The following is an 11,082-nucleotide window of genomic DNA, read 5'->3' as shown; positions in this document are numbered from 1 at the left end:
GTATTGACACTGGCGCTCATGGCCCACCGGATGAGTTGCGCACGTTCGTGAAAGGGATGACTCCAATGCGACCTTCGCCCTGAACTCCGCGCTGTGCAATTTCCGTTTCTTTGCTTCCGTCATTTGCTGCCGTCCTCCATTGAAGACCATAACTTAAACTGCTGTCTCAAATCGTTGATCCTATACTGATCATGGCAGTTGTAATTTACATACGAGGCTGCGCACGGTTAATCACCTAACGCCAACCTTACCCATGACCATCAGGAGAACAAAATGCAAAAGAGTAAAACCTTAAAAGGACTGCTAGCCGTATCGGCAGTAGCAGTTATGTTCAGCACTGTTGGCGTGCAAGCCCAGACGCCGACGAGCGCCGCGCAGAATAGCCCCATAGGCCAGACCGGATCGAGCGCCAGACTTAGCTCCGGCGACGAAAAAGCGTTGAAAGACATGGCGCAGGCCGATATCAATGAAGTCGCCGCCGCCAGGATCGCGCTGAGCAAGGCCCAAAGCAGCGACGTCAAAACATTTGCTCAGCAGATGGTCAAAGACCACGGCGATGCCTTGACCAAAGTACAGGCGGTCGCCCAGCAAAAGGGCGTGGCACTGCCGACTGAGCCGGACGCCAAACACAAGGCCATGGCCGCCAAGCTGGAAAAGCAGAGCGGCGCCGCATTTGACAAGATGTATATGGAAAACGCTGGCACCAAGGACCACAAGATGGTGCTGTCGACGCTGCAGAGTGACTCCAGAAAAATCAAGGATCCGGATGTGAAGACCCTGGCCGACGCGCACACGCCAGTTGTTGAGCAGCACCTAAAGACCGCCCAACAGATGTCGATGTAATCAGGCATGCCAGCAGGTAAGTAAATAGTTTACTCGGTGGGCACACGGTCCTGTGACCTGGACTACCTTTATTCAAAGTGTTACAGAAAGTCACGGCGGGGAGTGTCAGTGTTGTAGAACGTGGGCCGACATTTACTATAAGCGTGCCGATCGATGCTCGCCTATGTGCAGTCGCAAGCTGACACTCACTCTATGTGTTGACGACTACAATTGACCCGAAGCAGTCGTTCGATAGGCTGCATGGCGCAAACATTGCGAAGGACCGTTTTGGCACTTAGTGGAAATTTGAACGTTGCCCTGCGCCGGACATCTGAAATTATCTTTGGCAACTTATTGATTTTGTTATTTTAAACCCAGTCATTGTGTCAAGCGCCATCACACCTGAAATCGAGTGCGTGATGGCGTTCCAGTATCCTGAAGCATCGCAAAACTCAATTCCTAAGACCGCGCGCATTAACCTGCAGAGACTTATTTTTATGCTCCGGTGGACAGGATGAGCAACAACTTTTTCCTTACGCTCGGGCGCATAGGCAGTATCCAGTTAACGCTATCTTTTTGATTAATATATTTAACTGAAATGTACTCAGGCGCGGATGATAGACCTGAACCAATATTCAGAAGGCATCTATCGAGAAAACGTCCGTTAGCGCTCAGTGAACCCGTTCTGCGATGGCTCAAACATAGCTCAACACCATGTTTATAAACTTATTGGTCTGGTACCCGAAAGCTAAACTCAGATCCCATTTCTTTCCTTATCCATACAGGACAGAGATTTACGCAATTTAGCCAACTCACGAAAATGTGACTGTTCTTATTCTCTGCTACTGCCTGCTGTGGCCAGCTCACTATCAAAATGAATTGTCATATTTGCCCAAATTGAAGGTCATATTTTTTTCTGCCACAGAGAGAACAATGCTGCAACCACTGCAATAATAGCAAGATATAAGAATCCATCCTGAATGCTCAGCATCTTTGATTGACTAATCACCATCTGGATTTGACCCTATATATCCAGACGCCTTTACTCTCTTACGGTTGCGATAGCTTCCCGCGTATATATTCCCGTGGTGAGCGGTATCCCAGCGCGCCGCGCCAGCTGCTAGCCCGTGGTCTCTCCGATATTCTGAAGGCCGCACGTCAGGATTCATAATCCGTTACGGAGATACATAATGAGTGAAGAAAATCGCCAGTTTTTGGGTAATCCCCCCATTTTTAACGGAGGCAATCAGTAGAATCAGGCTATGCGCTGAATATGCTGCATCGGCGTGTAGCCATTTAACGCCATATTCGGACGCTCGTGATTATAAAACCATTGCCACCGCGTGGCATAGTCCTGCAATTCATCCAGTGAGGAAAACAGATACTGCCCCAGCCAGTCATAACGCACCGTCCGGTTATATCGCTCAATATAAGCGTTCTGCTGAGGTTTTCCGGGCTGAATAAAGTGAAGCACTATATTCTGCCGTTCCGCCCATGACATCAGTAGCTTACCTGTGTATTATGGCCCGTTATCACACCGAATGGCTGCTGGTTTTCCCTTCCATTCAATGAGTTGAGCCAGCGTCCTGACTACCCGACTTGCCGGCAGGGAAAAATCCACCTCAATGGCCAGTGCCTCACGATTAAAATCATCGATAACATTCAGTAAACGGACAGAACGACCATCCGACAGCTGATCATGCATGAAGCCCATTGACCAGCATTCATTGCTGCTTTCAGGCACCGCCAGCGGTTCGGGCTTATCCCGCTTCAGTCGTTTTTTCGGCCTTATTCGCATATTCAGCGACAACTCGCAGTAAATTCGGTACTCCCTTTTGTGGTTGAACCGGAAGCCTTTTACGTTACGCAGGTACAAAAAGCACAGGCCAAATCCCCAGTTGCGCTGGCTGTCAGTGATGCGAAGCAGCCAGTCGGCAATGACGGTATTTTCTTCATTCATCTGAGGCTGATAGCGACAGCAACTTTCGCTGACAACAAACAACGGGCAGGCAAAACGTATACTGACGCTTCGGCTTCTGACCGCGTCCTGTGCCATCTGCTTTCGGTGCGATGGCTTCACCACTTTTTTGCCATGGCCTCCTGAATGTTTTCCGCTTTAAAGCGTTCTTCGGCATACATTTTTTTGAGGCGGCGGTTTTCGTCTTCCGGCTCTTTCAGGCGGGCCATCATGGAGGCATCCGTCCCGCCATAGCGCGAGCGCCATTTGTAGAAGCTGGCACTGCTCATGCCGTGTTCGCGGCACAGTTCAGCCACTGGCGTTCCGGCCTCGGCTTGTTTCAGGATGGGCATGATCTGGCTGTCAGTAAAACGTGATTTTTTCATAGGTATCTCCCCGGTTCAGATTACGAGAAAATTCTACCTATCAACACACCGGATTTTCGGGAGGATTACCGAGATAAAACTCCCCATCACGCACACGCCTTTAGCGTGATTTTTCAATAGCTGAGGATGCTACGCTCTCGTGATTCCTGGGTTGCAAAAGTAAAACGATCGTTCCACTTACGATATTGTCACGCACGGCGTTGGAATACGGACATACCCGATGGGGCTGGAGACAAACTCTTCCGCTTCAACTTGCGCTAATCCTGTGATGCTACTCAGGCCCAACCCGGCCAGCGGTTCCAGTACCGTGAGAAGCGCGCAAATCGACATAAGCCCCGTTAGTCAGGCACGTCATCGGCAGAGAGCTGATAAGACCGCGTCTGGCTGATCCTACAGCCTCGTAGTTCGCGTTTAACAAGTAGCCAAAGGACGGCTCGAAAACAGCCTGGTTCAGGCGGTGCAGCAGCGAAAGGTCTCGAAACACCAGTAGGGGTGCGCCAGATGCCACCTGACCGCCCTGGCTCGGACAATGCTACTGTCCGACGGGTAGAGCCATTCAGTCGACGAGTGCGGATCGCTGGCGGACATTTTTGACAGTCAGCCAGATCGCCGAAATGAGGAAGTAGAACGCGCCGAAGGCCGCATAGGGCGCCCCTAAAGCTGGATTGTCGCTTACACATAAATTTTCGCTTATGGCAACGGCTGCGTGAAAACCCTGCCCAAAAGCTAAAATGCGCGCGTCTACACATAATCTGGAATTGCTACCCAAAGAAACGGGCCGAACCATTGACAGACGGTTCCGTCATGACGATCGATGACTTTTGGTCATTAAATTCACATTGTCGCCCCAGCGGGAGGCAGATCCATCAGCCCCAGTGCGTGCGCCACGCTATGTACAATAATTTCTTCGGTCTGACGCACATCGCAGGACCTGGCGGAAAGACAATGCCTCCCAATTCAGTTACCTGTCAAGGTTACGCAAATGCCCCGCATGCAGCCACTATTTTTCATGATAGCGATGAAGCGCCGGATAATGCTCTACGCCATACAGCTGGCTCAGGGAGAGCAGCCATTCATTATCCTGTTCGGACTCTGCTGTTGTTAACATACCAGCCGTCAGCCACGCTTCAAACCATGCTTTAAGTCGCTTCATCTCACTTTCTCCTTACGGGTTAATGATCTGAGTTAACCGGTTTTACATGTCGAACAGAACCATCAATTTCTGCACTGCTTTATCAAAAATTAGCTAAGCGATGCCTGTGTTTTTATCGCTGCGGCTATGGCGCGTATCCTGCTCATTATTTTCATAGCGCATGGCTGATTTTCGCATCAGCGAAGTAAGCATGAACGCGCCAGAAGGGTCCATCAGCGCTTACCCGCTTTTCGCCACCATCTTCCGGTAATTGTTCAGCCATTTACCGCTGTTTAGCCGCCACCAGAAAAAAATGCCGCGCACCGCCCAGTCAAGGAACATGCCCAGCCAGACGCCAACCACCCCCATGCCAAGCACGATCCCCAGCAGATAACCGGCAACCACGCGGGCACACCACATGCTGAACATCGAAACATACATGGTATAACGCGCGTCGCGTGCGCCCTTTAGCCCGGCAGGCAACACCCAGGAGGCTGCCCAAATCGGCATAAATAACGCGTTCAGCCAAATCAAATGCTGCGTTACGGTGATCACTTACGGGTCGCGGGTATAAAAACGCGCCAGAATGCCAGCCAGTGGCACCGTCAGCAAAGCCATGCCGGTCAGGCATATCGTCGCCAGCCAGAAAACATGCCGGACCTGGCGCTGCGCCTGAAACACCTGATTTTTCCCGAGCCGCGTACCGGTAATGATCGTTGATGCTGATCCCAGCGCATTGCCTGGCAGGTTAATCAGCGAGGCGATGGAAAACGCGATAAAGTTACCGGCAATTTCACTGGTTCCCATACCTGCCACAAAGACCTGCGTCAGCAGTTTGCCCCCGTTAAACAGCACCGATTCGATACTGGCAGGCACGCCGATACTCAGCACTTCAAATAAAATATTGCTGTTCCAGCGACGAAAATAACTTTTCAGGGAGATCTTCAGCGAAGCGTTAAAACCAATCATTAGCACATAAATCACGGCAATCGCGCCAATATAACGGGTGAGGGTTAAGCCTAATCCCGCCCCGATAAAGCCTAATCCGCCCCATGAAAAACAGCCGTAAATCAGCACGCTACTGATAATAATATTCAGGATATTCATGCCGCCATTAATCAACAGCGGTATTTTGGTATTACCTGCGCCGCGCAACGCGCCGCTGCCAATCAGGGTGATCGCCGCAGCAGGATAACTCCACGCCGAAATTTGCAGGTAACTCAACGCCAGTTCCTTTACCTTTGGCTCCGCCGCACCGGCAATGGCATCAATAAACAGATGCCCCCAGAATTCAATGGCAATCACCAGCATAAACGACAATATCGTCATCATGGTTAATGACTGGCGCGTGGCAGCACGCGCACGTTTGCCGTTGCGCTTCGCCAGGCTGAAGGCTACAACCACCGTTGTACCAAGATCGATAGCGGCAAAGAAAGAGATGATCACCATGTTGAAACTGTCGGCCAGACCCACGCCAGCCATCGCTTCTTTTCCCAGCCAGCTAACCAGGAAGGTGCTCAAGACGCCCATCAACAGCACGCAAAGGTTTTCAATAAAGATGGGCACCGCTAATGGCGAAATTTCACGCCAATACAGCGTGCGATAAGTGCGACGTTTGGGATACCACGCCGTGCGCTTGATCGCCTGCATCACTGCTACGCCGGGATTTTGCAAGGGATTACCAATTCAGAAGAGACTGGACAGGAGTTTTAATGATGATAGTGAGCAAGGATTTATGCAAAGTGTTTCCTCGCTCTGTTTAATCATTATTACAAACTTTTTGTACCGCCAACGGTTCCGCCGCCCAGATAGGCACTGCGCACTTCTTCATTATTTAGCAATTCTGCTCCGCTCCCGCTTAAGCGAATTTCACCATTCACCATCACGTAACCGCGATCGGCGAGTTGCAGAGCGTGACGCGCATTCTGCTCCACCAGAAACAGCGTCATCCCTTGCGCGGTTAATTCACGCAGAATAGTAAAAATTTGCTTAACCACTATCGGTGCTAATCCCAGGCTGGGTTCATCCAGCAGCAGCAAACCAGGACGACTCATTAAAGCACGCGCGATCGCCAGCATCTGCTGTTCGCCACCCGATAACGTCATTGCCCGCTGTTTACGCCGCTCCAGCAAGCGTGGAAATAACGTATACATACGTTCCAGATCGTGTTTCTGGTGACGATTGCCGATGGCGATGGTGCCCATTTGCAAATTTTCTTCCACGGTCATATCAGCAAAAATACGCCGTCCTTCCGGTGCCTGCGCTATACCGCTGGCGGCAATAAAATGGGTGGATTTATGGCTGATCGGTTCGCCGCGAAAGCGAATTTCACCACTGGCGATACGCGGCTGCCCAAAAATTGACATCAGCAACGTGGATTTCCCCGCACCGTTGGCACCAATCAATGCCACGATTTCGCCCTCTTCCACCGTCAGAGAAACGCCTTTCAGGGCCTGCAGCGGGCCGTAAAAAACATCCACCGCATCAAACGCTAACAGATCAGCCATACGCGTTTTCCTCATCGTCCGCGCCAAGATAGGCGGCTATCACCCGCGCATCATGGCGGATTTGCTGCGGCGTTCCCTGGGCAATGACATCGCCGTGGTCGAGCACTACAATGTGATCGGAAATACGCATGACCATTGGCATGTCATGCTCAATCAGCAGCACACTAATGCGGAGCTCGGCGCGCAGTCGGTGCAGAATGGCACTGAGCGCATCGGTTTCCACCGGGTTTAACCCCGCTGCAGGCTCGTCGAGGCAAATCAATTCAGGTTGCGTACACATCGCGCGCGCTATTTCCAGACGCCGTTGCTGGCCATACGAAAGCGTGCCAGCGAGCCGGTTTGCTGCGGAAATCAGATTAACCATTTCCAGCCAGTAAAATGCCCGATCCAGCGCGCGGTTTTCCGCCTCCCGATAACCGCGCGTATTGAACACACCCGCCAGTAAATTGCGATTCACCAGCATATGCTGCGCCACCAGCAGGTTTTCAATCACTGACATTTCACGGAATAGCCGGATATTTTGAAAAGTGCGTGCCAGCCCTGCCCGATTCACCAGGTGCGCGCCACCAAACATTTTGTACCAGACGCGTGTACTGAGGCGCGCTGGATTTATCCAGTCGCCAGGCGCGATCTTCTCACCCAGCACCTGAATGACATCGGTTGATCGTTGATTAGCATAAAGTTGAATCCGCCCGCCGCTGGCGCGGTAAAAACCCGTTAAGCAATTAAATACCGTGGTTTTTCCCGCCCCGTTTGGCCCGATCAGCGAGGTCACTGAGCCGCGCTCTACCTTCAGGCTGACATCATTTAATGCCTTGATGCCGCCGAAACGCATCATCAAATTATCCACCTGCAAAATTGCATCACTCATGGCGAACTCCTTTGCGTAGCGGCACGCCAACGCGGCTGGTACGCACCAATCCGCGTGGACGCCAAATCATCATCAACACCATCAACATGCCAAACAGCAACACGCGGTACTCGGCGAAGCTGCGTAATAATTCTGGCGCGACGGTCAGCACAAACGCCGCTAAAACCACCCCGAGCGTCGAACCCATGCCGCCCAGAACCACAATCGCCAGAATCAGCGCAGACTCAAAAAAGGTGAACGACGTAGGATTAACAAAACCCTGATAGCTGGCAAAAAATACCCCGGCAATGCCGGCTGTGGAAGCGCCAAGCATAAACGCCGACAGTTTAACCAGGACGTGATTTAACCCCATGGCGCGACAGGCGATCTCATCTTCGCGTAGCGCTTCCCACGCGCGACCAACCGGCATACGCGTCAGGCGATGTTTAATAAACAGCACCAGCAATACCACCAGAATCAACACGGCGTAGATAAAGATGAATTTCAGGTTGGGGTTGTAGCTGAGATGAAAAAATTCATGAAACGGCACGCCGCCCTCACGGGCCCGACGACCGAACTCCAGGCCAAGAAAGGTCGGTGATGGCACGGAAACACCGTTTGGCCCACCGGTAAAATCGAGCCAGTTGTTTAATACCAGACGGATAATTTCACCAAAGCCCAGCGTGACAATCGCCAGATAATCGCCGTGCATGCGGAGCACCGGAAAACCCAATAGCGCCCCGGCACAGGCCGCCATTAGCGCCGCCAGCGGCAACATGCTCCAGAAACCCAGGCCAAGATACTGATACCCCAAAGCCAGGCCATAGGCGCCTATGGCATAAAAAGCCACGTAACCCAGATCCAGCAATCCGGCAAGACCCACAACGATATTCAATCCAAGGCCGAGCAGCACATAAATCAGCCCAAGAATCGCCACCGTTAACAGGTATTTGCTGGAGAATACCGGAAAAATACAGGCGGCGATTAGCAGTAGCGGAATAATCCATCGCAACCGTGAACGATAGCCGGGTTCACGTACATAGACGCCATCGTCCACCCCCTCGAATTTACGCAGCAGTTTTTTGCCCGGCACGGTTTGCATAAACAGGCTAAACAGCAAACGTCCGATCATCACCGTCATCACCAATAACGTCACGCGCTTTGGCTGGAGCTGGAACTGATACCCGTCTAATACCACGCCAACAATTGGCCCAAATACAATAAAGGCAATCAACCCGGACAGTACCGTTTCACGCAGCGTATGCCGCAGATTAATCCCCTGGATGGCTTCACTCATGCCTGTGTCCTCATACTTTCGCTACCAGCGGACGTCCCAGCAAACCCTGCGGGCGAAAAATCAAAATCACCACCAGCAAGGCAAAAGAGAACACGTCTTTGTAATCAGAGTTCACCAGCCCGGCAAACTGCGCTTCCGCTACGCCCAACAGCAGGCCGCCTAACATCGCGCCCGGCAGCGAACCGATGCCGCCCAGCACGGCGGCGGTAAAGGCTTTGATGCCAATAATGAATCCCGCATAGAAATCAAAGGTGCCGTAGTTCATCGTTACCAATACACCGGCCAGTCCCGCCATTGCCGCGCCAATCACAAATACCAGTGAAATCACGCGATCGGTATTGATGCCGAGGATGGCCGCCATACGCCGATCCTGCTGCACCGCCCGGCAAATGCGCCCCAGCCGTGTGCGCTGAATTATCCAGGTCAGCAGTGCCATGCCACACGCCGCTGCGATCAGAATAAAGACTTTGGTCCAGGTGATCTGCACCACGCCGCCAGCAAAGTCCATGCGCAGCACGCCAGTTAACAGCGTCGGCACGCCTTGCTGGTTCGGTCCCTGACTGATTTGTACATAGTTTTGCAGGATCAGCGACATGCCAATCGCCGAAATCAGCGGCGCTAAACGTGTGGAGTTACGCAGCGGACGATAGGCGATGCGTTCAATGGTCCAGCCATAAACTGCCGTTACGACGATAGTGAATAGCAGCGTGCCAAAAATCAGCAGCGGAAAAGAGTGAATGCCAAAGAAAGAAAGCAATGCCAGGCCAATGGCGCAGAGATAAGCTGAAAGCATATAGACTTCGCCATGGGCGAAGTTGATCATGCCAATAATTCCGTAAACCATGGTGTAGCCGATGGCGATCAGGCCATAAACCGCACCCAACGTCAGGCCGTTGATCATTTGCTGCAGAAAAAAAGCGTCCATAGGGAAGTCTCACCGCAGAGGGTCTATACGCAGACCCAAAGAAAAATCGCCCCGCCGTGAAGCGGGGCACGATCGGTCAGAGTTGGTGATATTTACCTTTGTCATCCCATTGGTAGATGACGTAATCGGAGACTTTCAGGTCGCCTTTACTGTCCCAGGATTTTTTACCCATCACCGTATCGACGGTGTTCGCTTTCAACCAGTCGCTGGCTTTTTCGTTATCTTTACCCGCACCCTTATAAGCCGCGGCGATAGCCTGAATCGAAGCGTACGCATACAGCGTGTAGCCTTCTGGCTCGAATCCACCGGCCCGGAACTTCTCAATAACTGCTTTACCGTCAGGAATTTGACGCGGATCGTTACCGAAGGTCATATAAATGCCCTTGGTATACTGTGGCCCACCAGCAGCGGTGACTAACTCTTCGATGACAATACAGTCGCCAGAGAAAAAGCTGGCCTTCACGCCCTGCTCACGCATCTGGCGCACCAGCGGTCCGGCTTCGGGATGGCAGCCGCCAAAATAGACCACATCAGGATTAACCTGAGCGATCTTCGTCACTAACGCATTGAAATCTTTCTCGCCACGCGACAGCCCTTCATACATCACCTCTTTTACGCCGCGTTTTTCCAGCGCCGCTTTAGTGGCATCCGCTAAGCCCTGGCCATAGGTATCTTTGTCATGAATCACCGCCACTTTCTTAGCTTTCAGCGTATCGAGTATGTAACTGGCGGCAATCGCGCCCTGCTGGTCGTCGCGACCACACATACGAAACATCGTTTTCATGCCACGCTCGGTGATTTGTGGGTTAGTCGAGCCTGGCGTAATGGCTAATACGCCCGCTTCGTCATACACCTCAGAAGCTGGCATGGTGGAGGAAGAACAGAAGTGGCCCACCACCGCCATCACTTTATCCTGATCGACTAAACGGTTCGCCACAGAAACCGCCTGCTTGGGCTCGCAGGCATCATCACCCTGCACTAGCACAATCTTCTCGCCATTAACGCCGCCCGCCGCGTTAATGTCCTCAGCGGCTTGCGACGCACCTTTCCAGTATTGCGCACCATAAGTGGCATTAGGGCCTGAAAATGGTCCGGCCACGCCAATTTTTATATCGGCCTGTGCATAAAATGCAGTGGTTAAACATCCCACTATGACGAGTTTCATTGGTAACTTGATCAATTTCACAGACATGCTGTCATCCTCAA

12 protein-coding genes and 1 pseudogene are annotated in these 11,082 nt (G+C 52.0%); 2 read left to right on the top strand and 11 right to left on the bottom strand.

What is annotated here, in order from left to right; translation table 11 throughout:
- Positions 1-273: 273 nt before the first annotated feature.
- Positions 274-843, top strand: coding sequence for a DUF4142 domain-containing protein (locus H2P46_RS10410; protein ID WP_193404995.1), 570 nt, complete (start codon positions 274-276; stop codon positions 841-843).
- Between the two features lie 1,234 nt (positions 844-2,077).
- Here H2P46_RS10410 and H2P46_RS23510 read toward each other — a convergent pair.
- On the bottom strand, positions 2,078-2,251 hold the full coding sequence (locus H2P46_RS23510; RefSeq protein WP_476738969.1) for an integrase core domain-containing protein: 174 nt from the start codon (positions 2,249-2,251) through the stop codon (positions 2,078-2,080).
- Here H2P46_RS23510 and H2P46_RS23505 point away from each other — a divergent pair.
- Complete coding sequence (locus H2P46_RS23505; protein WP_476738968.1) at positions 2,242-2,286, top strand: hypothetical protein; 45 nt, start codon at positions 2,242-2,244, stop codon at positions 2,284-2,286. The two genes, H2P46_RS23510 and H2P46_RS23505, sit on opposite strands and share 10 nt — an antisense overlap.
- A 55-nt stretch (positions 2,287-2,341) precedes the next feature.
- Here H2P46_RS23505 and H2P46_RS23500 read toward each other — a convergent pair whose 3' ends face one another.
- The 10 genes and pseudogenes from H2P46_RS23500 to H2P46_RS10365 all read right to left on the bottom strand — a co-directional run bounded on the left by H2P46_RS23500 (position 2,342) and on the right by H2P46_RS10365 (position 11,068).
- The gene (locus H2P46_RS23500; RefSeq protein ID WP_476738967.1) at positions 2,342-2,782 is read right to left on the bottom strand and encodes a DDE-type integrase/transposase/recombinase; all 441 of its coding nucleotides are present in this window, start codon (positions 2,780-2,782) and stop codon (positions 2,342-2,344) included.
- A 116-nt stretch (positions 2,783-2,898) separates the two neighbouring features.
- The gene (locus tag H2P46_RS23495; RefSeq protein ID WP_476738966.1) at positions 2,899-3,165 is read right to left on the bottom strand and encodes a transposase; all 267 of its coding nucleotides are present in this window, start codon (positions 3,163-3,165) and stop codon (positions 2,899-2,901) included.
- Between the two features lie 177 nt (positions 3,166-3,342).
- Positions 3,343-3,495 carry a hypothetical protein gene (locus H2P46_RS10400; RefSeq protein WP_193404994.1) on the bottom strand — a complete coding sequence of 51 codons (153 nt, stop codon included), beginning with the start codon at positions 3,493-3,495 and terminating at the stop codon, positions 3,343-3,345.
- A gap of 670 nt (positions 3,496-4,165) precedes the next feature.
- Positions 4,166-4,318, bottom strand: a complete 153-nt coding sequence (locus H2P46_RS10395) for a hypothetical protein (protein WP_193404993.1) — start codon at positions 4,316-4,318, stop codon at positions 4,166-4,168.
- 219 nt (positions 4,319-4,537) lie between these two features.
- Positions 4,538-5,947: pseudogene (locus tag H2P46_RS10390) on the bottom strand (EmmdR/YeeO family multidrug/toxin efflux MATE transporter).
- A gap of 119 nt (positions 5,948-6,066) precedes the next feature.
- Entirely contained in the window at positions 6,067-6,804 is a 738-nt protein-coding gene (locus H2P46_RS10385) for an ABC transporter ATP-binding protein (RefSeq protein WP_193404992.1), read from the bottom strand.
- The gene (locus H2P46_RS10380) at positions 6,797-7,675 is read right to left on the bottom strand and encodes an ABC transporter ATP-binding protein (RefSeq protein WP_193404991.1); all 879 of its coding nucleotides are present in this window, start codon (positions 7,673-7,675) and stop codon (positions 6,797-6,799) included. Before H2P46_RS10380 ends, H2P46_RS10385 begins: the two co-directional genes overlap by 8 nt.
- Complete coding sequence (gene livM / locus H2P46_RS10375) at positions 7,668-8,951, bottom strand: high-affinity branched-chain amino acid ABC transporter permease LivM (protein WP_193404990.1); 1,284 nt, start codon at positions 8,949-8,951, stop codon at positions 7,668-7,670. The genes H2P46_RS10380 and livM overlap by 8 nt, the downstream gene beginning before the upstream one ends.
- Positions 8,952-8,961: 10 nt before the next feature.
- Entirely contained in the window at positions 8,962-9,876 is a 915-nt protein-coding gene (locus tag H2P46_RS10370; RefSeq protein WP_193404989.1) for an ABC transporter permease subunit, read from the bottom strand.
- Between the two features lie 76 nt (positions 9,877-9,952).
- On the bottom strand, positions 9,953-11,068 hold the full coding sequence (locus H2P46_RS10365; protein WP_193404988.1) for a branched-chain amino acid ABC transporter substrate-binding protein: 1,116 nt from the start codon (positions 11,066-11,068) through the stop codon (positions 9,953-9,955).
- Positions 11,069-11,082 lie beyond the last annotated feature (14 nt).

Source organism: Mixta mediterraneensis, assembly GCF_014946725.1.
GTDB lineage: Bacteria > Pseudomonadota > Gammaproteobacteria > Enterobacterales > Enterobacteriaceae > Pantoea > Pantoea mediterraneensis.
The sequence above is the reverse complement of the archived record's forward strand: the minus strand, read 5'-3'. Positions and strand labels throughout refer to the sequence as shown.

Coding starts and splice junctions, on each gene's coding strand:
- H2P46_RS23500 (WP_476738967.1), bottom strand. CDS start 2,782: ATGAATGAAGAAAATACCGTCATTGCCGACTGGCTGCTTCGCATCACT.
- livM (WP_193404990.1), bottom strand. CDS start 8,951: ATGAGTGAAGCCATCCAGGGGATTAATCTGCGGCATACGCTGCGTGAA.
- H2P46_RS10365 (WP_193404988.1), bottom strand. CDS start 11,068: ATGTCTGTGAAATTGATCAAGTTACCAATGAAACTCGTCATAGTGGGA.
- H2P46_RS10410 (WP_193404995.1), top strand. CDS start 274: ATGCAAAAGAGTAAAACCTTAAAAGGACTGCTAGCCGTATCGGCAGTA.
- H2P46_RS23495 (WP_476738966.1), bottom strand. CDS start 3,165: ATGAAAAAATCACGTTTTACTGACAGCCAGATCATGCCCATCCTGAAA.
- H2P46_RS10370 (WP_193404989.1), bottom strand. CDS start 9,876: ATGGACGCTTTTTTTCTGCAGCAAATGATCAACGGCCTGACGTTGGGT.
- H2P46_RS10395 (WP_193404993.1), bottom strand. CDS start 4,318: ATGAAGCGACTTAAAGCATGGTTTGAAGCGTGGCTGACGGCTGGTATG.
- H2P46_RS10400 (WP_193404994.1), bottom strand. CDS start 3,495: ATGTCGATTTGCGCGCTTCTCACGGTACTGGAACCGCTGGCCGGGTTG.
- H2P46_RS10380 (WP_193404991.1), bottom strand. CDS start 7,675: ATGAGTGATGCAATTTTGCAGGTGGATAATTTGATGATGCGTTTCGGC.
- H2P46_RS10385 (WP_193404992.1), bottom strand. CDS start 6,804: ATGGCTGATCTGTTAGCGTTTGATGCGGTGGATGTTTTTTACGGCCCG.